The sequence below is a fragment of the Azotobacter armeniacus genome (assembly GCF_054779355.1).
In genome coordinates this window covers 52,190-73,284 of the sequence record NZ_BAAGYK010000018.1, presented here as the reverse complement: position 1 = coordinate 73,284, position 21,095 = coordinate 52,190, and the positions used below count along the sequence as shown (strand labels likewise).

The following is a 21,095-nucleotide window of genomic DNA, read 5'->3' as shown; positions in this document are numbered from 1 at the left end:
ACGGCCTCATCAGTCAGGCCTGCCCGCAAACAGCGATTGAGTCTTTTGCTGCCGGGTCCCTTTAACGCAAACCTCGACGGCTCGTGTTGTTGCCATGGTTCGCCCCATTCAGCAGAGCCGCCGCCGGTTTTTCTTCTAAAAATCTCCATTAACCGTGGAAACCTTAAGCATGAGCATAGCATCGAGTCAGACTGCTTATAACTATAAGGTGGTCCGCCAGTTCGCCATCATGACGGTGATCTGGGGGGTCATCGGAATGGGACTTGGGGTCCTGATCGCCGCACAGCTGGTGTGGCCGGAACTGAACCTCAACCTGCCATGGACCAGCTTCGGTCGCCTGCGACCGCTGCATACCAATGCGGTAATCTTCGCCTTCGGTGGTTGTGCCCTGTTCGCCACCTCGTACTACGTGGTGCAGCGCACCTGCCACACACGTCTGATCTCCGATAGCCTGGCCGCCTTCACCTTCTGGGGCTGGCAAGCCGTGATCGTGCTGGCCGTGATCACTCTGCCGCTGGGCATTACCAGCAGCAAGGAATACGCCGAGCTGGAATGGCCGATCGACATCCTGATCGCAGTGGTCTGGATCACCTACGCGGTGGTCTTCTTCGGCACCGTCATCAAGCGCAAGACCAAGCATATCTATGTAGGCAACTGGTTCTACGGCGCGTTCATTCTCGTCACCGCCATGTTGCACATCGTCAACAACATGGAGCTTCCGGTTTCCTGGTTCAAGTCCTACTCCATCTATTCCGGCGCTACCGATGCCATGGTCCAGTGGTGGTACGGCCACAACGCCGTGGGCTTCTTCCTGACCACCGGCTTCCTCGGCATGATGTACTACTTCGTGCCCAAGCAGGCCGAACGCCCGGTCTATTCCTATCGTCTGTCCATCGTCCATTTCTGGGCTCTGATCACCCTTTATATCTGGGCCGGCCCGCACCACTTGCACTACACTGCGCTACCGGACTGGGCGCAATCGCTTGGGATGGTGATGTCGGTCATCCTGCTGGCTCCGAGCTGGGGCGGCATGATCAACGGCATGATGACCCTGTCGGGTGCCTGGCATAAGCTGCGCAACGACCCGATCCTGCGCTTCCTGGTGGTCTCCCTGGCCTTCTACGGCATGTCCACCTTCGAAGGCCCGATGATGGCGATCAAGACCGTCAACGCCCTTTCCCACTACACCGACTGGACCATCGGCCACGTCCATGCCGGCGCCCTCGGCTGGGTAGCCATGGTGTCCATCGGCTCGCTGTACCACCTGATTCCGAAGGTCTTCGGCCGCGAGCAGATGCACAGCGTCGACCTGATCAACGCGCACTTCTGGCTGGCGACCATCGGCACCGTGCTGTACATCGCCTCCATGTGGGTCAACGGCATCACCCAGGGCCTGATGTGGCGCGCGGTGAATCAGGACGGCACCCTGACCTACTCCTTTGTCGAAGCACTGGAAGCCAGCCACCCCGGCTTCATCGTACGGATGATCGGCGGCGCCTTCTTCGTCGTCGGCATGCTGCTGATGGCCTACAACACCTGGCGTACCGTGCGCGTCGCCAAGTCGACTGAATACGAAGCCGCTGCCAGAATCGTTGAGGTTGCCCACTAATGAAGCACGAAGTACTCGAAAAGAACATTGGCCTGCTGGGCCTGTTCATGGTCGCAGCCGTCAGTATCGGCGGCCTGACCCAGATCGTTCCGCTGTTCTTCCAGGACGTCGTCAACGAGCCGGTGGAGGGCATGAAGCCCTATACCGCCCTGCAACTGGAGGGGCGCGACATCTACATCAAGGAAGGCTGCGTCAGTTGCCACTCGCAGATGGTTCGCCCGTTCCGCGCCGAAACCGAGCGCTATGGCCACTACTCGGTCGCCGGTGAAAGCGTCTGGGACCATCCGTTCCTCTGGGGCTCCAAGCGTACCGGTCCCGACCTGGCCCGCGTAGGCGGCCGCTACTCCGACGACTGGCAACGCGCGCACCTGTACAACCCGCGCAACGTGGTGCCGGAATCGAAGATGCCCGCCTATCCCTGGCTGGTCGAGCGCAAGCTGGATGGCGAGAACACCGCCGACAAGATGGAGGCCATGCGCACCCTCGGTGTGCCCTACACCGACGAAGATATCGCCGGCGCCCGGGAGGCGATCAAGGGCAAAACCGAAATGGACGCTCTGGTGGCCTATCTCCAGGTTCTCGGCACCTCCATCAAAACCAAACGGTAACGCATCATGGATATCGGGACTCTTCGCGGACTGGGCACCGCTCTGGTGGTGATTGCCTTCGTGGGAATGCTGATCTGGGTTTTCAGCAGTAAACGCAAAAAGAGCTTCGACGAAGCTGCCAATCTGCCCTTCGCCGATGAGCCTGAGTCCGAGAAGCGTGACGACAAAGCTTCTAGGAGCAAGAACGAATGACTTCTTTGACTTCATTCTGGAGTTCATACATCACCCTGCTGACCCTCGGGACTATCGTCGCCGTTACCTGGTTACTTTTCGCGACCCGCAAAGGCGAGCGCAAGGGCAGCACTGACCAGACCATGGGACATTCCTTCGACGGGATCGAGGAGTATGACAATCCGCTGCCCAAATGGTGGTTCTGGCTGTTCCTCGGCACAGTGATCTTCGCAGTCGGCTACCTGATCCTTTACCCGGGACTGGGCAACTGGAAGGGCGTGCTGCCCGGCTATGAAGAAGGCTGGACCGGCGTGAACCAGTATCGGAAGGAAATGACCAAGGCCGAGGAGCAATATGGTCCTCTATTCCAGAAATATGCAGCCATGCCGATCGAGGAGGTAGCCAAGGAGGAGCAGGCGCTCAAGATGGGTGGTCGCATCTTTGCCTCCAACTGCTCCGTGTGCCATGGCTCCGACGCCAAGGGTGCCTACGGCTTCCCCAACCTGACGGACAGCGACTGGCTGTACGGCGGCGAGCCGGAAACCATCAAGACCAGCATCATGGAAGGCCGCAAGGCGGCCATGCCAGCGTGGAAAGACGTGATCGGCGAAGAAGGAATCAAAAACACTGCCGCCTATGTGCGCAGTCTCGCCGGTCTGAAAGCCCCGGAAGGCGTCGAAGTCAACCTTGCCGAAGGTCAGAAGATCTTCCAAGCCAACTGCGTGGTCTGCCATGGTCCAGGGGGTATGGGAGTCCATGCCATGGGCGCTCCCAATCTGACCGACCGCGTATGGCTCTACGGATCCAGCTTCGCCCAGGTTCAGCAGACCCTGCGCCATGGACGCAATGGCAACATGCCGGCGCACAAGGAGTTCCTGGGCAACGACAAGGCCCACTTGGTAGCCGCGTACGTGTATAGCCTGTCGAGCAAAGCCACGGAGAAATGATCGCCTGCAGGCGCGACCAGCGGTCGCACCTGCATTCGACTCGCCAGGTTTACAATCTACTAAAAGGTAAACTGATCACGGCCGATCCTGCATCGGCCGGGTCACCCTCCAACGCCGTGGCGTGGTAAGCATTGATGAGCGAGCAAATTCCCGTCCAAGATGTCACCGCAGCGGGCAAAGACAACGACAACGTCGATCTCTACGTCCAGCGTGAAAAAATCCACACCCGCGCCTTCACCGGCCTGTACCGCAATCTGCGGCGCGTCGGTGGCCTAGTGCTCTTCATTCTCTTTTTCGGCACCGTCTGGTTGAACTGGGATGGCCGCCAGGCCGTCTGGTGGGACCTGCCGGAACGCAAGTTCTACATCTTCGGCGCCACCTTCTGGCCGCAGGACTTCATGCTGTTGTCCTGGCTGCTGATCATCTGTGCCTTCGGCCTGTTCTTCGTCACCGTCTTCGCCGGGCGCGTCTGGTGCGGCTACACGTGCCCACAGAGCGTCTTCACTTGGGTCTACATGTGGGCAGAGAAAGTCACCGAAGGGGACCGCAACCAGCGCATTAAGCTGGACAAGGCTCCCATGAGCGGCCAGAAAGTCCTCCGCAAGATGGCCAAACACGGCATCTGGCTGGGAGTCGCCCTGCTCACGGCAATCACCTTCATCGGCTACTTCACCCCCATTCGCCAGTTGGCGCCTGACCTGCTGAGCTTCGATGTCGGCGGCTGGGCCCTGTTCTGGATCGCCTTCTTCACTCTGGCCACCTATGGCAACGCCGGCTTCCTCCGGGAACAGGTGTGCGTCTACATGTGCCCCTATGCCCGCTTTCAGAGCGTGATGTTCGACAAGGATACGCTGATTGTCTCCTACGATCCGAACCGTGGCGAAAAACGCGGCCCGCGCAAGAAAGGCGTCGACTACAAGGCCCAGGGCCTGGGTGACTGCATCGACTGCACCATGTGCGTCCAGGTGTGCCCCACAGGTATCGATATCCGCGACGGTCTGCAGTTCGAATGCATCGGCTGCGCAGCCTGCGTCGATGCCTGCGACTCCATCATGGAAAAGATGAATTATCCGAAGGGCTTGATCAGCTATACCACTGAACACAACCTGTCCGGTGAAGAGACCCGCCTGCTGCGTCCGCGCCTGATCGGCTACGCCGTCGCGCTGCTCGCCATGACGAGCCTGTTCGGATACGCCGTATCCAACCGCTCGCTGGTCGAACTGGACGTGCTGAAGGATCGGGTGCTCTATCGTGAGAACAACGATGGCCGTATCGAAAACGTTTATATCTTGAAGGTCATGAACAAGGCACAACGTGACCTTACCTTCGTGATCGACGCCCAAGGCCTGGACGGCCTGGCCTACGAAGGCCAGCGCGAGGTGCGGGCCAGCGCAGGCGAAATCCTGTCGATCCCCGTGGAACTGTCCATCGACCCGGAAAAACTGCCTTCGAGCACCAATGATATTGTTTTCAAGATACAGTCCGCGGATGACTCGAGCATTCAACAAGACGCCGAAAGCCGCTTCATCGGCCCCAGCGTCCGCTAGCCAAGGTAACGCATGCACTCGACAAACAGCGAAGTCAGCCGGTGGTACACGCAGTTCTGGGCTTGGTTCGTCATCGCAATCCTCCTTTGCTCAGTGGTGCTGGGTACCAGCCTGCTGGTAATTTCCATCCGCGAGGCAGACAGCCTGGTAGTAGACAACTACTACGATGCCGGCAAGGGCATCAACACCTCGCTGGAGCGGGAGCACCTCGCTCGTCGCCTGGGCATGCAGGCCCGGCTTGCGCTCCATGAGGAGGACGGCATTGCCGAGATCCAGCTGGGCGGCAACAGCCGCCCCCAGCAACTGGTGCTCAACCTGATCTCACCGACCCAGGCGGAAAAGGACCGCCGCATCGTGCTGCAGCCACAGGCCGGTGACATCTATCGGGGACAGACGCAGGATGCGGTGCAGGGACGCCGCTTCGTCGAGATCCTCGGCCAGGAAGGCGGAAAGGACTGGCGCCTGTTCGAAGAGAAGACCCTCGAACCTGGAATCACCCTCCAGCTGGGTAACTAACCGAGTCGACGGCAGACCTCTGCCGTCGATTCGCTCACATCCCAACCACTCACCCTGCATTTCGGCATCCTCATGGCCAGCCTCACCCCCTGCTACCACTGTGGCCTGCCGGTTCCCGCCGGCAGCCGCTTCCAGGCTCGCGTGCTGGGCGAGCCCCAGGCGATGTGCTGCCCCGGCTGCCAGGCCGTGGCCGAAGCGATCGTCGCCGGCGGCCTGGAGAGCTATTACAGGCACCGCCGCGAGAATGCCGTCAACCCCGACGCCCTGCCCCAGGCATTGAGCGAGGAACTGGCACTCTACGATCGCACCGACGTACAGCAGCCCTTCGTCCAACATGAAGGCGAAGTGGCCAGCACCTGTCTGCTGATCGAGGGCGTAAGTTGCGCCGCCTGTGGCTGGCTGATCGAGAAACACCTGCGCAGCCTGGGCGGCGTTGCCGAGGCCAGCCTCAATCTATCCAACCACCGCCTGCACGTACGCTGGAATGCCAGCCAGATACCACTGAGCCGCCTGCTCGAAGCGCTGCACCGGATTGGCTATGCTGCCCATCCCTACGAACCGGACCGAGCCGCCGAACAACTGGCCCGGGAAAACCGCCGTGCGCTGAGGCAGCTGGGCGTCGCCGGCCTGTTGTGGTTCCAGGTGATGATGGCCACCATGGCCACCTGGCCGGAGTTCAACCTCGACCTCTCGGAGGGAATGGACAAGATCCTGCGTTGGGTCAGTCTGATCCTCACCACACCCATCGTCTTCTATAGCAGCGCCGACTTCTTCAAGGGTGCGTGGCGCGACCTGCGCACGCACCACCTGACCATGGATGTCTCCGTCAGCCTGGCAATCGGCGGCGCCTATGCAGCCGGCATCTGGTCAACCCTGTCCGGCCAGGGAGAACTCTATTTCGATGCTGCCGGCATGTTCGCCCTGTTCCTCCTCGCCGGGCGCTTCCTCGAGCGCCGAGCCCGCGAACGTACTGCCGCGGCCACTGCACAGCTGGTCAACATGCTGCCGCCCTCCTGCCTGCGTCTCGATGGCGAGGGACACAGCGAGCGCATCCTGCTCAGGGAGCTCAGCTTGGGCGACCGCGTGCTGGTGCCACCGGGCAACCTGCTGCCGGCCGATGGTCGCATCATCACGGGACAATCCAGCGTCGACGAGTCGCTGCTGACCGGCGAATACCTGCCGCAGCCCCGCGCCCCGGGCGATGCGGTCACCGCCGGAACACTTAACGTGGAAGGTCCGCTGACCATCGAAGTCCAGGCTTTGGGCGATAACACCCGTCTCTCGGCGATCGTTCGCCTGCTCGAGCGCGCCCAGGCCGACAAGCCCAGGCTCGCCGAGCTGGCCGACCGGGTGGCGCAGTGGTTCCTGCTCGCCGTGCTGGGCGTGGCCACGGTGGTCGGCCTGATCTGGTGGCAGATCGACGCGGAGCGGGCTTTCTGGGTCGTGCTCGCCCTGCTCGTCGCCACCTGCCCCTGCGCCTTGTCACTCGCCACCCCCACAGCCCTCACCGCGGCCACCGGCAGCCTGCACAGGCTGGGCCTGCTGCTGACCCGCGGGCATGTGCTGGAAGGACTGAACGGCGTCGATACGGTGATCTTCGACAAGACTGGCACCCTCACCGAAGGGCGCCTGGCCCTGAACGAGGTGCGCCCCCTGCGCGAACTGGACGGCGACGCCTGCCTGGCGCTGGCCGCTGCGCTGGAAAACCGCTCGGAACACCCGATCGCCCGCGCTTTCGGCCGCGCCCCTCAGGCCGCCGAGCGAGTCGATAGTATTCCCGGGCAAGGCCTGGAGGGAGTTGTCCAGGGCCGGCTCCTGCGCATCGGCCAGCCCGCCTTCGTCGCCGCACTCCATGGCCACCCGGCACCGCCGATTCCCGGCGAGCAGGGCCAGTGGCTGCTGCTGGGTGACCAGCAGGGAGCGCTGGCCTGGCTGGTGCTCGACGACCGCCTGCGCGAAGATGCCTCCGCCCTGCTCGACGCCTGCCGCGCACGCGGCTGGCGGACCCTGCTGCTCTCGGGCGACAGCTCGCCGATGGTTGCCGAGGTCGCCAGGCAGCTGGCCATCGACGATGCCCGTGGCGGTCTGACCCCGGACGAGAAGCTCAGCGTACTCAGGCAGCTACATGCCGAGGGACACCGCGTCCTGATGCTCGGCGATGGGGTGAACGACGTTCCGGTGCTGGCCGGCGCAGACATCAGCGTGGCGATGGGCTCGGCCACCGACCTGGCGAAGACCAGCGCCGATGCCGTCCTGCTGTCCAACCGGCTGGACACTCTGGTGCAGGCCTTCGCCCTTGCCCGCCGCACCCGCCGCATCATCATCGAGAACCTGGCCTGGGCCGGCCTGTACAATGGCCTGATTCTGCCCTTCGCCGCGCTTGGCTGGGTCACCCCACTCTGGGCCGCGATTGGAATGTCGCTGAGCTCCCTGCTGGTGGTCCTGAACGCCTTGCGGCTGACCCGCGGCGCCTAAGCCGCCAGCACAACAGGAGCACGACATGGCTGCGCTCTATGTAATGATCCCGGTCGCTGTAATAGTGGTCGCCCTGGCCATCTGGCTGCTTTTCTGGGCCATCGATAACGGCCAGTACGACGACCTCGACAGCCCGGCCCACAACATTCTCTTCGACGACGAAGACCCCTCGCACAAGGCCGGACTGGCCGAGGCAGAACATCCCGACAAGCCAACCGGGCAGGGCCAGGACAAGGAGCCTCCCCGTGCCTGAAATGATCCCGCAGCTCGCTTCGGCCACGATCCTGGGCCTGCTGGGCGGCGGGCACTGCCTGGGCATGTGCGGCGGCCTGATGGGCGCCTTGACGCTGGCGATTCCGCCCGAGCAACGGGGCCACCGCCTGCGGCTGCTGCTCGCCTACAACCTCGGACGAGTCCTCAGCTATGCCGCCGCCGGCCTGCTGATCGGCCTGGGCGGCTGGGCCTTGGCCAACAGCCCGGCCGCTCTGGTCCTGCGCATCGTCGCAGCCCTGCTGCTGATTGCGATGGGCCTGTATCTGGCCGGCTGGTGGAGCGGACTGACCCGCCTCGAAGCCCTCGGCCAGCGACTCTGGCGGCATCTCCAGCCGGTTGCCTCCCGCCTGCTGCCGGTCGACAGCCTGCCCCGCGCCCTGCTGCTCGGCGCATTCTGGGGCTGGCTGCCCTGCGGGCTGGTCTACAGCACCCTACTCTGGGCAGCGAGCCAGGGCAGCGCCCTGGATAGCGCCCTGCTGATGCTCGCCTTCGGTCTCGGCACCTGGCCAGTACTGCTCGCCACTGGACTGGCTGCCGAGCGTTTGACCGCCTGGCTACGCCAGCAGCACGTGCGCATCGCTGGCGGTCTGTTGGTGATCCTGTTCGGTTTCTGGACCTTCCCCGGCCCTCACCAGGCATGGCTGACGGGACACCGGGAGCATGCCGCAACCGACCGCATGCCGGCGCCAATGCAGCCTGTCGGCCCGCCGGCGGCGGCCGTCAAGCCTGTTTGATACAAATCAAGGTGCTTTCCGAGAGCGTTCTTTTAGACTTCCCCCCACAGCCTGCCCATACCGGAATACCCTTATGCCTGCTCCGATCAAATGGGATACCAACCTGATTCGTCGCTACGATCAGGCGGGTCCGCGCTATACCTCATACCCCACGGCAGTGCAATTCCAGCCTGGCGTGGGCTCCTTCAAGCTGTTCAACGCCCTGCACGAAAGCCGCCAGGCCAAACGTCCGCTTTCGATCTACATACACATCCCGTTCTGCGCCCACGTCTGCTATTACTGCGCCTGCAACAAGGTCATCACCAAGGATCGCGGCCGCGCCCTGCCCTATCTCGAGCGTCTGGAAAAGGAAATCGACATCATCAGCCGCCACCTGTCCCCGCAACAGCAGGTCGAGCAACTGCATCTGGGCGGCGGTACACCGACCTTCCTCAGCCACGGTGAACTGCAGCGACTGATGGAGTTCCTACGCCAGCGCTTCAACTTCGCCGAAAAGGGCGACTTCAGCATTGAGATCGATCCTCGCGAAGCAGACTGGTCGACGATGGGACTGCTGCGCGAACTGGGCTTCAACCGCATCAGCCTCGGCGTGCAGGACCTCGACCCCGAAGTCCAGCGCGCGGTGAACCGCCTGCAAAGCCTGGAGGAAACCAGCGCCATCGTCGAAGCCGCACGGACCCTGGAGTTTCGCTCGATCAGTATCGATCTCATCTATGGTCTACCCAAGCAGGCGCCGGAGACCTTCGCCCGCACCGTCGAGGAAATCATGGCCCTGCAGCCCGACCGGCTGTCGATGTTCAACTATGCCCACCTGCCGGAGCGCTTCAAGCCGCAACGGCGAATCAATGCCACCGACCTGCCAGCGCCCGCCGACAAGCTGACCATGCTGCACAACAGCATCGAACAACTGACCGCTGCCGGCTATCAGTACATCGGCATGGATCATTTCGCCCTTCCGGACGACGAGCTGTCCATCGCCCAGGAGGATGGCAGGCTGCAACGCAACTTCCAAGGCTACACTACGCACGGCCATTGCGACCTGATCGGCCTGGGGGTTTCGTCCATCAGCCAGATCGGCGATCTCTACAGCCAGAACGAGAGCGACATCGACGCCTACCAAAGTCGCCTCGACAACGACCAGTTGCCGACCGCCCGCGGCCTGCAATGCAATGCCGACGACCGGATTCGCCGTACGACCATCCAGAAGCTCATCTGTGATTTTCAACTGGACTTCGCCAGCATAGAGCAGCAATTCGATATCGTATTCCGGGACTACTTCACCGACGTCTGGCCCCAGCTGCAGAGCATGACCCGCGACGGACTGATCGCCCTGACCCCGCAAGGCATCGAAGTCCTGCCTGCCGGGCGCCTGCTAGCTCGCTCGATCTGCATGCTTTTCGACTATTATCTGGTCGAACATAACCGCCAGCGCTTCTCCCGTATCATCTGAGTCATACCGCATCGGGACGCCATGTTGGTATCCCGGTGCAGTGTTTCGAGATGAAGTTTTTCCCGGTTTTAAGACTTTTTGTCAGTTGACTGAAGCCTGGGGTATCATCCTCCGGCAGAGCGGATCACAAGTAAGAGAAAGTTGCCTATGTCGGATAAATCCAAGGTACGCCCCGTGCATCACATCCGCTGTCAGGAGTGCAGTCTGGCGGCCTTGTGCCTACCGATTTCGCTCAACTTCGAGGATATCGATGCCTTGAATGAGATCGTCAAGCGTGGCAAGCCGATCAAGAAAGGCGACTTCCTCTTTCGCCAGGGTGATGCCTTCGGCTCGGTGTTCGCCGTACGCTCGGGCTCGCTCAAGACTTTCAGCGTCAGCGACAACGGCGAGGAGCAGATCACCGGCTTCCACCTGCCCAGCGAGCTGGTCGGTCTTTCCGGCATGGACAGCGACAGCTGCCCGGTTTCCGCACAGGCACTGGAAACCACCTCGGTCTGCGAGATCCCCTTCGAGCGTCTGGACGAGCTTGCCCTGCAACTGCCCCAGCTGCGTCGCCAGCTGATGCGGGTCATGAGTCGGGAAATCCGCGACGACCAGCAGATGATGCTGCTGCTGTCGAAAAAAACCGCAGACGAGCGCATCGCTACTTTCCTGATCAATCTTTCCTCACGCTTCCGGGCGCGCGGCTTCTCTGCCAACCACTTCCGCCTGGCGATGTCGCGCAATGAGATCGGCAACTATCTGGGCTTGGCCGTCGAAACCGTGTCACGGGTATTCAGCCGCTTCCAGCAGAACGAGCTGATCGCTGCGGAAGGCAAGGAAGTGACCATTCTCAACCCCATTGAACTATGCTCCTTGGCGGGCGGAAACATGGAAGCCTGATCCAGCGGGCAACTCCCTCCCCCGAACGGTAAGCGCCCCTCACAAGCCCTTGTCCAGCCCCTTTGCAGTCACGCAGGCACGAATGCAGATGGGCTTTGGCTTTTCCCCCGCAGCTCCTGCCCCAGCTACAGCCGTGTCCAGCGCGCATCCCCACCCCGCCCTGCCAATGATGCCCAACGCCATTCTCACCCACTCAAACAGCACAGCGGGACGAGCGGCTTGACAGCCCCGGCAACCCTTGCCCGACATCGCCTTATCCCCTTTTCCCTGAGAGCACTCCTGCGAGCCCGCTGCACCTTGCACATGCGTGCACACAAAGGCCACCATCCCGCCTTATATCGTCCCCCTACCAAAGGCTTAAATGCACGCCAGTACAGAAAAGTCAATATTAGATATTTATCTTAAATATCATATACTTATGATACCTGATCGATACCTCAGCGCCCCTCCGAAAGCCTCCTCTGAACAGCAAAAATGGGCAGACTTCATTGACCTGCGTCAATTGGTCACTACCGACCGGTAGCGAATCTTGATTTATTTGACCTGGATCAACGTGCCGACCCCCTGTCGACCGTTGGCCATCCAGCCTTTTGGAGCTGCCCACATGTCTCAACCATCCAAATCTTCGCCTTGGCGTATTCCTCTGGTTCGGGAGCTTGTTGTCATCCTCGCGATCAAGCTGAGTGTGATACTCGGCATCAAGGCACTCTGGTTCACTGAACCAACAGTGCCTGAAAACGGTACCGAGAAGGTCAGCGAGCGACTGTTCGGCAGTGTGGCAGTGCAAGATCAATCCCCGACCGAGGAGAGTCCCTGATGATCTCGGAATCCGTCGTAGACCTATCGCGTCTGCAGTTCGCCATGACGGCGCTGTACCACTTCCTATTCGTACCACTCACCCTAGGGATGACCTTCCTGCTTGCCATCATGGAGTCGGTCTATGTAATGACCGGCAAGCAGGTCTACAAGGATATGGTGAAGTTCTGGGGCAAGTTGTTCGGTATCAACTTTGCTCTCGGTGTCACCACTGGCCTGACCATGGAATTCCAGTTCGGCACCAACTGGGCCTACTACTCCCACTATGTGGGTGACATCTTCGGTGCGCCGCTGGCCATCGAGGGTCTGATGGCCTTCTTCCTGGAATCCACCTTCATCGGCCTGTTCTTCTTCGGCTGGGATCGCCTGTCCAAGATCCAGCACCTAGCAGTGACCTGGCTGGTGGCACTCGGCTCCAACCTGTCCGCCCTGTGGATTCTGGTGGCCAACGGCTGGATGCAGCACCCGGTCGGCGCGGAGTTCAATTTCGAAACCATGCGGATGGAGCTGGTGGATTTCGGTGCTCTGCTCCTTAACCCGGTGGCTCAGGTCAAGTTCGTTCACACCGTCGCCTCCGGCTATGTGACCGGCGCCGTGTTCGTACTGGCCATCTCCAGCTACTACCTGCTGAAAAAACGCGATCTGGGCTTTGCCCGTCGCTCCTTCGCCATCGCCTCGGCTTTCGGCATGGCCTCCATCCTTTCGGTCCTCGTGCTCGGCGACGAATCCGGCTATGAGGTCGGCGAGGTGCAGAAAACCAAGCTTGCCGCCATCGAGGCCGAATGGGAGACCCATCCGGCGCCGGCCAGCTTCACTCTGTTCGGCTTCCCGAACGAGGAAGAGCAGCGCACCGACTTCGCAGTCAGGATCCCCTTTGCCCTGGGCATCATCGCTACCCGCTCGCTGGATGAACAAGTCATCGGCATCAAGGACCTGATCATCGAGAACGAAGCCCGCATCCGCAACGGCATGATCGCCTACGGCCTGCTGGAAGAGCTCCGTGCTGGCGACAAGAGCCCGGAAAAGATCGCGGCCTTCAATGAAGTCAAGGGTGACCTCGGGTACGGCCTGCTGCTGAAGAAGTACACGCCCAACGTGGTCGATGCCAGCGAAGAGCAGATCAAACAGGCTGCCAAGGACACCATTCCCAACGTGGCCAGCATGTTCTGGAGCTTCCGCGCCATGGTCGCCTCCGGCTTCGTGATGCTCATCCTGTTCGCCTGCGCCTTCTGGGCTTCGGCTCGCAAGAACGAGGAAAGCAAGCCCTGGCTGCTCAAGTTTGCTCTGTACAGTCTGCCGCTGCCGTGGATTGCCACTCAGACCGGCTGGTTCGTGGCCGAGCATGGCCGTCAGCCCTGGACCATTGGTGGAGTGCTGCCCACTCACCTCTCCGCCTCCAGCCTGACCACCGCCGATCTCTGGGGCTCACTGTTCGCTCTGATCGCGTTCTACACCCTGCTGCTGGTGGTCGAGATGTATCTGATGATCCGTTTCGCCCGCCTTGGCCCATCCAGCCTGCATACCGGTCGCTACCACTTCGAACAGCTCGAACAGCCCGCTGTTAAGCATGCCAGCCCGAGCCAGACGGAACCCCAACAACCAGTCAGCGCCTAAGGAAAACGCCATGTTTGATTACGAAACACTGAAATTGATCTGGTGGGGCTTGATCGGTGTGTTGCTGATCGGCTTCGCCCTGACCGACGGCTTCGACATGGGGGCCATGGCGATCATGCCCTTCGTCGCCAAGACCGACAACGAGCGCCGCATCGCGATCAACACCATCGCCCCGCACTGGGACGGCAACCAGGTGTGGTTCATCACCGCCGGTGGCGCCCTGTTCGCCGCCTGGCCGCTGGTCTACGCCACGGCCTTCTCCGGCATGTACTGGGCCCTGCTGCTGGTGCTCTTCGGTCTGTTCTGCCGCCCTGTGGGTTTCGACTACCGCAGCAAGCTGGAAAACAAGAAGTGGCGCGACCTCTGGGACTGGGCGCTGTTTGCTGGCGGTGCCCTGCCGGCCCTGCTGTTCGGGGTAGCGTTCGGCAACCTGTTCCTCGGCCTGCCGTTCCGCTTTGACGAGACGATGCGCTCCCACTTTGAAGGCTCGTTCTTCAACCTGCTGCATCCCTTCGCCCTGCTGGCCGGCATCGTGAGCCTGAGCATGCTCAGCGCCCACGGCGGGTCCTGGCTGATGCTGCGGACCGAAGGCGAGCTGTACGAGCGTGCCTGCAAGGCCACTCGCCTGTGCGCCATGGTGTTCCTGGGCGGCTTCTTCATCTGCGGTATCTGGCTGCTGCTGGGCATCGACGGGCTCAACCTGGTCGACAACTTCGATCCCAATGCCGTGCCGAACCCGCTGACCAAGCAGATCACCCTCGATAACAGCGGCTGGCAGGCCAACTATGTGCGCTATCCCCTCACCCAGTTCGCTCCGCTGCTCGGCCTGATTGGCGGCGCACTGGCCCTGATGGGTGCACAGACCAAGCGCAATGGCATGGCCTTCCTGGGCACCAGCCTGGCGATCGTTGGCGCCATCACTACTGCAGGCTTTGCCCTGTTCCCGTTCGTGATGCCGTCCTCCATCGACCCGGTCTCCAGCCTGACCGTGTGGGATGCCGTGTCCAGCCAGAAAACCCTGGGGATCATGCTGATCGCAGCCATCATCTTCGTGCCGATCATCCTGGGCTACACCCTGTGGTGCTACTGGCGCATGTGGGGCAAGCTGAACAACCAAACCATCGAGGCCAATCCTCACGGCCTGTACTGACCGAAACCGGCGCGGACTCTGTCCGCGCCACCCCCAATTGAGATCGCCCGTCCCATGGCGGGCCTAGGAGGCAACATGTGGTACTTCAGTTGGATTCTCGGCATCCTGCTGGCCTGCGGCTTCGGTGTCATCAACGCCCTGTGGCTGGAAACCACCATGCAAATGGATGAGGGTCCGGCGGGTGACGACTGAGAAGCGTCTTCTACAGCTTCTGCAGCGTCGTCCGCTCCGCATCCTGTCGCTGCTGCTGGCCACGCCCATCACGCTGGTGTTTCTGATTCATCCATCGTTGATTGTGGATCCCGAGGCCGGCTACAGCCACAGCCTGCTGATGCTGGTGATGCTGGGAATCTCCAGCGGCTTCATCCACGGCGTCGGCTTCGATCCGCGCGGCCTGGCTTGGCGCATCCTCTTCCACCCCGTGGTTGGGTGGGTTCTGATGGGATTGGGTTACGCGATTCTGTACAAGGTGCAGATGGGTTGATCCCCACCAGGAAGGTCCCGCAAGGGGCCTTCTGCTTTCCCCCCGCACGATCACCTTCGCACACAGGCCAGTCGCCTCAGGCAGGCAACCAGCTCCGCACAGTCAAACTCACAGACTGATCGGCTTGCGCCCGGCCAAAGCGTGGATCAGGGTGCCACCATCCACCAGTTCCAGCTCGCCGCCCAGCGGCACGCCATGAGCGATACGGGAAACCACGATACCCCTGGGCGCTAGAACCTGGGCGATATAGTGGGCAGTGGCCTCACCCTCTACCGTCGGATTGGTGGCAATGATCACCTCCCCAAAGGCGCCCCGCTCGACCCGCATCAGCAGTTCAGGAATGCCGATGGCCTCCGGACCGAGACCATCCAGGGGAGACAGATGCCCCTTGAGCACGAAATAGCGGCCGCGATAGCCAGTCTGTTCGATGGCGAATACATCCATAGGCCCCTGCACGACACAGAGCAAGCCATCGTCGCGGCTCGGATCGGCACACTGCGGACAGAGCTCATCTTCGCTCAGGGTTCGGCACTGCTGACAGTGACCGACATGCTCCAGCGCATGGGTGAGCGTCTGGGCCAGACGCAAACCACCGCTGCGATCGCGCTCGAGCAGATGCAAGGCCATACGCTGGGCGGTTTTCTGCCCCACGCCGGGGAGGATACGCAGGGCATCGATGAGTTGGCGGATCAGCGGACTGAAGCTCATGGGCGAACGGACCGGGACGGGCAGACAGCAGGATAGGCCGCCAGAGAGAAAGGCGGCCAGCCGGGGCCCTCTCCCGCTTGCGGGAGAGGGCCGGCGCGAAGAAAAACCGGGAAAACGCTCAGAAAGGCATTTTGAATCCAGGCGGCAGGCCCATGCCGGCAGTCATCCCTGCCATCTTTTCCTGATTGTTCTGCTCGATCTTGCGCACCGCATCGTTGATAGCGGCGGCGATCAGGTCCTCGAGAACCTCCTTGTCCTCCTGCATCAGGCTGTCGTCCAGAGTGACGCGCCGGACGTCATGTCGACCGGTCATCACCACGCTCACCAGGCCGGCACCGGACTGACCGGTCACCTCGGCGTTGGCCAGTTCCTCCTGTATCTTCTGCATCTTTTCCTGCATCAGCTGGGCCTGCTTCATCAGGCCGGCCATGCCACCTTTCATCATGGGAGTCACCTCAGGTATTCAGGGGTTCGATGGTGCCGTCGCGGATCACCGCGGCGAACTGTTGGATCATCTGCCGGACCAGCGGATCGGCCTGGATGGACACCTCAGCCTGGTGCTGGCGCTCGGCACGCCGCCGTGCCGCCGCCTGGGCCGGGGTTTCCTGTTCCGGCTTGCGCAATTCGATGTCCAGCTTGAGCGTGCGGCCATGATACTGGTTCAGGGCTTCGTTCAGGCGCCGCTGCTGGGTGCTGTTGAACAGTGCAGCCTGCGCCGGGTCCAGGTGCAGCAGCCAATGGTCGCCCTCGACCCTCGCCAAGGTACAGTTGGCAGCGATATTGGCGGTCATGCCGGTCAGTCCCAACTGCTGGAAGAGCTCGAGCCATTCGGCCGCAAGGCCGGTGGCCGGCACCGCTGCAGGCTTGACCTCAGGCTCGGAGTTCGACGGAGCCGGCTCCGCGACGGAAAAGACATCGAGATAGGCATAGGCCTCGACATCCACCTCGTCGGCATCCACCTCATAATAGTCATCGCCAGCCAAGGGAGGCTCTTCCTCCACGACCAGCACGGATGGCCTTGCCGGCGAACAATCGTCGACCAGGATCGCTGGCCGAGTCGGTGCGCTCTGACGCTCTGACGCTGAGATTTCGAGCGTCTTCTCTTTCTGATCCGGCGCAGGAGGCGTAGCAGTGCCTCCCACCAGCATCGCGGCGGACTCTGAAACAGGAGTGCCAGCGGCCTGCACGGGTTCCCAGGGCAGATCGGGAGCCCCGGCAGGCAAGGCGGGTAGCTCCTGCGACGGCATGGGCTCGGGCGATGCGGCGACCGCTGGCGAAGGAGACATGGCCCGATGTTCGCCCTGTGCAGCGACGGCGGCGACAGGCGCCACCGCCCGGCCATCTGCCACGGAATCGGGTGAGGAATCAGCCGTGGCCGTGCCGATTCCCAGATCCTTTAACCGCGTACCCGGCGCTCTGCCCACATCGGCCGGACGGAACGCCAGCATGCGCAGCAGCACCATCTCGAAACCGCCGCGCGGATCCGGCGCCAGCGGCAGGTCGCGGCGGCCGATCAGGCCCATCTGGTAATAGAACTGCACGTCCTCGGCCGGGAGTACCTGCGCGAGCGCCAGCACCCGCTCGCGGTCGCCCAGGCCGTTGTCCACCGCCTCCGGCAACGCCTGGGCGATGGCCACCCGGTGTAGCACATTGAGCATCTCCGCCAGCACGCCGCTCCAGTCCGGTCCCTGCTCAGCCAGCTGGCGCACAGCCTCGAGCATGGCCTGGGCATCGCCTTCCAACAAAGCCTGCAGCACGCCATAGACCTGGCCGTGATCGAGCGCGCCGAGCATGGCGCGCACATCGGCGGCGAGCACCCTGCCCTCGCCGAAAGCGATGGCCTGGTCGGTCAGGCTCATGGCGTCGCGCATCGAGCCGTCGGCGGCGCGGCCGAGCAGCCACAGGGCATCCGCCTCGAAGGGAATGCCCTCCGCACCGAGCACTTGGGTCAGATGCTCGACCACCCGCTCCGGCGGCATGCTCTTCAGGGCGAACTGCAGGCAACGCGACAGTATAGTCACCGGCAGCTTCTGCGGATCTGTGGTCGCCAGCAGGAACTTGACGTGGGACGGTGGCTCTTCGAGAGTCTTCAGCAAGGCGTTGAACGAGTGACTGGACAGCATATGCACTTCGTCGATCAGGTAGACCTTGAAGCGCCCCCGGGTCGGCGCGTACTGCACGTTATCGAGCAGCTCGCGGGTATCCTCGACCTTGGTACGGCTGGCGGCATCGACTTCGATGAGATCGACGAAGCGACCCTCGTCGATCTCCCGACAGACCGAACACTGCCCGCAGGGCGTCGAGCTAATGCCGGTCTCGCAGTTCAGGCACTTGGCGATGATCCGCGCGATGGTGGTCTTGCCCACCCCGCGGGTGCCGGTGAACAGATAGGCATGGTGCAACCGCTGACTGTCGAGGGCGTTGATCAGCGCCTTGAGCACATGAGTCTGGCCGACCATTTCGCGGAACGAGCGGGGACGCCATTTACGTGCAAGAACCTGATAACTCATCGATACCGTCGCAGCAGGAAAGCGGAGAGCAGCAATGCTAGCGGAGCAGAATGCAAATTGCATCCGCCCTGCCGACTCAGGCAGGACAAGGGCGCGGGAAAGAAACTCGTCTGGCTTTGAGAAGGAAGGAAAGAGGCGGGGAAGACAGGAAACTGGAGGTGATCCCACCAGCCACACCCCGGCACACGATGTCACCGCTACGGCTGCTCCCTTCCGGGTCTGACCGGGTTCACGGCTGATCGTTGCGGGGGGACCGGCAGGACCACCATAACGACACCCGCCAGCTGGCGAGCCAGCGCCATTGTACCGGCTTGTTCGCAAGTTACAACCGTCGCATGAGAGGAAAGCGTTTGACGACAGTTACTTGCTGCCACGGGAGTGGCCGCTCACGCAGCGGGCGCCCCAAAGAATCGTCAGCCAGCTGGCCTGGGGCAAGCCGCAAAACCGGTTACGCAAGTGCCGGCGTCGGCGGCTCGCAGCCATGAAATTCACAGTTTCATTACACCAGAGAATTGCTCGGCATGAGCTCCCCGCTACTCCCTGCCTGGCCGATGCCGAAGTCGCGCACGGCGGTCGAGGTTCTGCCAGGCAGCATCGTAATGGGCCGGCGACTGCTCGATGGCGATGCGGAAGAACTCCTGGCCAGCCCGGCTGGCTTTTTGCCGCAGCCAGTGTTCCGATCGTGCGACACGTTAAGATATGCAGCGCGGCGAATCCGTTCGACCCCGTATGGACGCTTTAGGAGCACAGGAGCGCACACCGTCAGGTAGGCCAGTCATCCGGCTGCAGAGAAGCTTGAGCCGTATGAGGGGCGACTCTCATGTACGGCTCCCAGGGGAGGCAGGAGTGGTAACATTCCTACTTTACCCGACTGAAGGCGCATATCGGTGTGGAGAAGTGCCAAGAGCATCAGGGACGCAGGGGTCATTTGGCAGATCGGCGCATGGTGCGGTACTTACAGGAAACTGGGCAAGCGTAGCGCCCTGTACAAAGCCAAACGCAAGATCGGGAAAGGTACATGCCAAGCAGGAGCCCCGTTCCAGGTGATCAAGCGGCAGTCTGGCTACGTGAAGGTACGCTTCCGTGGCTTGGCGAAGAATACGGCTCAGTTGGTCACGCTGTTCGCCCCGTCGAACTTGTGGATGGTCAGGAAACAGCTACTAGGGTATGAACGAGACGCGCCCATAAAACGTAGAAACCAAGGCAAAACCCTGGTTTCTGGATAGATCAACTCCTCAGGGTGGTCCATTGGCATGATCACTCGGGATCAGCACGACAAGGGACCCTTTTGCCTATGCTGGTATCGATCCAGGCACTGCGAGCCTTCGCCGCGTGGCTTGTAGTCTTCCACCATTTCATGCAGGTGTTCTTCGACTTCAAGGCCGACACCCTCACCGGACACCTGCTCTCCACCCGCGGCCAGGTCGGCGTCGACATCTTCTTCGTAATCAGCGGCTTCGTCATCTACCTTGCCAGCGCCGGCAAGCCGATCGCCTCGAAACGCTTCATGCTCGATCGCTTGATCCGCATCGTGCCCGCCTACTGGATATTCACTCTGCTCACCGCCGCGATCATCTATTTCGACGCCCGGGTGATGCCAGTCTATGCAGTCGATCCGATCGCACTGCTCAAGTCGCTATTGTTCATTCCGGCCCAGAATCCCGGCGGCTTCGGCTTCTACCCGATCCTGCCGGTGGGCTGGACGCTGAACTTCGAGATGATGTTCTACACCCTGTTCGCGCTGTCGCTGTTCGCCGGTCAACGTCATCGGGTATGGGTCACCGCCCTGTTGGTGGTCACGCTGGGCGGCTGGCTGGCTCATCAGCCGTTCGTGTCGAGCTTCTACACCAACTCGGTGATCTACGAATTCCTTCTCGGCATCGGCCTGGCGGTGATCTACCGCCGCGGCTGGCTGCCAGCGCTGTCGGGCCGGGTGCTGCTGGCACCTGCGCTGATCGCAGCGGGCGCGACCGCGATGATTCTCCGGTTCGACGACCAGCATCCTTACCGCTTGCTCACCTGGGGTGTCCCCAGCGCGGTGCTGGTCGCAGCCTTGATCAGCATGGAGCGACTGTTCAGTGGCAATCAGCTGCTCAAGAACCTCGGTGATTGGTCCTATTCGGTCTACCTGCTGCACGTCATCGTGCTGTGGTGCGGCGCCTACCTACTCAACCAGCGGCTCGACCTCGACCCCTACCTGACCCTGGCGCTCTGCGTGCCGGTGATTGCCCTCGGCTCCTGGCTCAGCTTCACCTACATCGAGATGGGCCTCTCCCGCCGACTCAAACACCGACTCGGGCTCTCTCGTCCGGCGCCGGCGAGCGCCAAGGCCGGACCCGAGTGTTCCCCCTGAAACGACGGCGTGGAAGCCGGGGTCAGCCACAGTCGAATCCGGTGATCATGTCGTTGTCGTCGAGCCAGATGCTGAGCCGGTCACCACGATGTCCATGGTCGCCGCCGTGTGCAGAGTCAGCACGCGCTGCTGGCACGTGCCGCTGCCCTCGAGCAGCCTGGCATAGAGTGCAGCGTCGCCGCGCTGGCCGACGTACTCGCCGATCTTGCCAGCGGCGCACTGCTGTGACGGTGCGGCCTGGACTGGTC

Annotated in this window: 20 protein-coding genes, 1 other RNA gene and 1 pseudogene; 18 read left to right on the top strand and 4 right to left on the bottom strand. The window is 62.0% G+C overall.

Annotated elements, in window-relative coordinates:
* Nucleotides 1-169 precede the first annotated feature (169 nt).
* The 16 genes from ccoN to ACYVD0_RS04440 all read left to right on the top strand — a co-directional run bounded on the left by ccoN (nucleotide 170) and on the right by ACYVD0_RS04440 (nucleotide 15,276).
* Nucleotides 170-1,609, top strand: a complete 1,440-nt coding sequence (gene ccoN, locus ACYVD0_RS04515) for a cbb3-type cytochrome c oxidase subunit I (RefSeq protein WP_460425692.1) — start codon at nucleotides 170-172, stop codon at nucleotides 1,607-1,609.
* The gene (gene ccoO, locus ACYVD0_RS04510) at nucleotides 1,609-2,217 is read left to right on the top strand and encodes a cbb3-type cytochrome c oxidase subunit II (protein WP_460425691.1); all 609 of its coding nucleotides are present in this window, start codon (nucleotides 1,609-1,611) and stop codon (nucleotides 2,215-2,217) included. The genes ccoN and ccoO overlap by 1 nt, the downstream gene beginning before the upstream one ends.
* A gap of 6 nt (nucleotides 2,218-2,223) precedes the next feature.
* Entirely contained in the window at nucleotides 2,224-2,409 is a 186-nt protein-coding gene (locus ACYVD0_RS04505) for a cbb3-type cytochrome oxidase subunit 3 (RefSeq protein ID WP_460425690.1), read from the top strand.
* Between the two features lie 5 nt (nucleotides 2,410-2,414).
* A complete protein-coding gene (ccoP, locus tag ACYVD0_RS04500) occupies nucleotides 2,415-3,335 on the top strand; it encodes a cytochrome-c oxidase, cbb3-type subunit III (protein ID WP_460425704.1) in 921 nt (306 codons plus the stop codon).
* A gap of 134 nt (nucleotides 3,336-3,469) precedes the next feature.
* Nucleotides 3,470-4,882, top strand: coding sequence for an RdxA/RdxB/FixG family protein (gene ccoG / locus ACYVD0_RS04495; RefSeq protein ID WP_460425689.1), 1,413 nt, complete (start codon nucleotides 3,470-3,472; stop codon nucleotides 4,880-4,882).
* 12 nt (nucleotides 4,883-4,894) lie between these two features.
* On the top strand, nucleotides 4,895-5,398 hold the full coding sequence (locus ACYVD0_RS04490) for a FixH family protein (RefSeq protein WP_460425688.1): 504 nt from the start codon (nucleotides 4,895-4,897) through the stop codon (nucleotides 5,396-5,398).
* Nucleotides 5,399-5,470: 72 nt separating this feature from the next.
* Nucleotides 5,471-7,873 (top strand): heavy metal translocating P-type ATPase, encoded by a 2,403-nt coding sequence (locus ACYVD0_RS04485; protein ID WP_460425687.1) that lies wholly within the window; start codon nucleotides 5,471-5,473, stop codon nucleotides 7,871-7,873.
* A 25-nt stretch (nucleotides 7,874-7,898) separates the two neighbouring features.
* Nucleotides 7,899-8,126, top strand: coding sequence for a cbb3-type cytochrome oxidase assembly protein CcoS (gene ccoS, locus ACYVD0_RS04480; protein ID WP_152389347.1), 228 nt, complete (start codon nucleotides 7,899-7,901; stop codon nucleotides 8,124-8,126).
* Nucleotide 8,127: 1 nt separating this feature from the next.
* Entirely contained in the window at nucleotides 8,128-8,880 is a 753-nt protein-coding gene (locus ACYVD0_RS04475) for a sulfite exporter TauE/SafE family protein (protein WP_460425703.1), read from the top strand.
* Nucleotides 8,881-8,953: 73 nt separating this feature from the next.
* Nucleotides 8,954-10,330: an oxygen-independent coproporphyrinogen III oxidase gene (gene hemN, locus ACYVD0_RS04470; RefSeq protein ID WP_460425686.1), complete on the top strand. Its 1,377-nt coding sequence runs from the start codon at nucleotides 8,954-8,956 to the stop codon at nucleotides 10,328-10,330.
* A 147-nt stretch (nucleotides 10,331-10,477) separates the two neighbouring features.
* The gene (gene fnr / locus ACYVD0_RS04465; RefSeq protein WP_460425685.1) at nucleotides 10,478-11,212 is read left to right on the top strand and encodes an FNR family transcription factor; all 735 of its coding nucleotides are present in this window, start codon (nucleotides 10,478-10,480) and stop codon (nucleotides 11,210-11,212) included.
* 604 nt (nucleotides 11,213-11,816) lie between these two features.
* Nucleotides 11,817-12,029 (top strand): cytochrome oxidase putative small subunit CydP, encoded by a 213-nt coding sequence (gene cydP, locus ACYVD0_RS04460; RefSeq protein ID WP_460425684.1) that lies wholly within the window; start codon nucleotides 11,817-11,819, stop codon nucleotides 12,027-12,029.
* The gene (locus ACYVD0_RS04455) at nucleotides 12,029-13,642 is read left to right on the top strand and encodes a cytochrome ubiquinol oxidase subunit I (RefSeq protein ID WP_460425683.1); all 1,614 of its coding nucleotides are present in this window, start codon (nucleotides 12,029-12,031) and stop codon (nucleotides 13,640-13,642) included. Before cydP ends, ACYVD0_RS04455 begins: the two co-directional genes overlap by 1 nt.
* Before the next feature lie 10 nt (nucleotides 13,643-13,652).
* Nucleotides 13,653-14,792 (top strand): cytochrome d ubiquinol oxidase subunit II, encoded by a 1,140-nt coding sequence (gene cydB / locus ACYVD0_RS04450; protein ID WP_460425682.1) that lies wholly within the window; start codon nucleotides 13,653-13,655, stop codon nucleotides 14,790-14,792.
* Between the two features lie 75 nt (nucleotides 14,793-14,867).
* Nucleotides 14,868-14,984 carry a cytochrome bd-I oxidase subunit CydX gene (gene cydX, locus ACYVD0_RS04445; protein WP_460425681.1) on the top strand — a complete coding sequence of 39 codons (117 nt, stop codon included), beginning with the start codon at nucleotides 14,868-14,870 and terminating at the stop codon, nucleotides 14,982-14,984.
* Entirely contained in the window at nucleotides 14,959-15,276 is a 318-nt protein-coding gene (locus ACYVD0_RS04440) for a cyd operon YbgE family protein (RefSeq protein WP_460425680.1), read from the top strand. Before cydX ends, ACYVD0_RS04440 begins: the two co-directional genes overlap by 26 nt.
* Nucleotides 15,277-15,384: 108 nt before the next feature.
* On the opposite strand, the gene recR is transcribed toward ACYVD0_RS04440, so the two are convergent.
* The 4 genes from recR to ffs all read right to left on the bottom strand — a co-directional run bounded on the left by recR (nucleotide 15,385) and on the right by ffs (nucleotide 18,753).
* Entirely contained in the window at nucleotides 15,385-15,984 is a 600-nt protein-coding gene (gene recR / locus ACYVD0_RS04435; protein WP_460425679.1) for a recombination mediator RecR, read from the bottom strand.
* Between the two features lie 118 nt (nucleotides 15,985-16,102).
* Nucleotides 16,103-16,429 (bottom strand): YbaB/EbfC family nucleoid-associated protein, encoded by a 327-nt coding sequence (locus tag ACYVD0_RS04430; RefSeq protein ID WP_460425678.1) that lies wholly within the window; start codon nucleotides 16,427-16,429, stop codon nucleotides 16,103-16,105.
* A gap of 10 nt (nucleotides 16,430-16,439) precedes the next feature.
* Complete coding sequence (gene dnaX / locus ACYVD0_RS04425) at nucleotides 16,440-18,494, bottom strand: DNA polymerase III subunit gamma/tau (RefSeq protein ID WP_460425677.1); 2,055 nt, start codon at nucleotides 18,492-18,494, stop codon at nucleotides 16,440-16,442.
* A 162-nt stretch (nucleotides 18,495-18,656) separates the two neighbouring features.
* Nucleotides 18,657-18,753, bottom strand: an RNA gene (ffs, locus tag ACYVD0_RS04420) — signal recognition particle sRNA small type.
* A 621-nt stretch (nucleotides 18,754-19,374) separates the two neighbouring features.
* On the opposite strand from ffs, the pseudogene ACYVD0_RS04415 reads away from it, so the two are divergent.
* Nucleotides 19,375-19,720: pseudogene (locus tag ACYVD0_RS04415) on the top strand (hypothetical protein); the annotation flags it as partial.
* A gap of 68 nt (nucleotides 19,721-19,788) precedes the next feature.
* The gene (locus ACYVD0_RS04410) at nucleotides 19,789-20,847 is read left to right on the top strand and encodes an acyltransferase family protein (protein WP_460425676.1); all 1,059 of its coding nucleotides are present in this window, start codon (nucleotides 19,789-19,791) and stop codon (nucleotides 20,845-20,847) included.
* Nucleotides 20,848-21,095 lie beyond the last annotated feature (248 nt).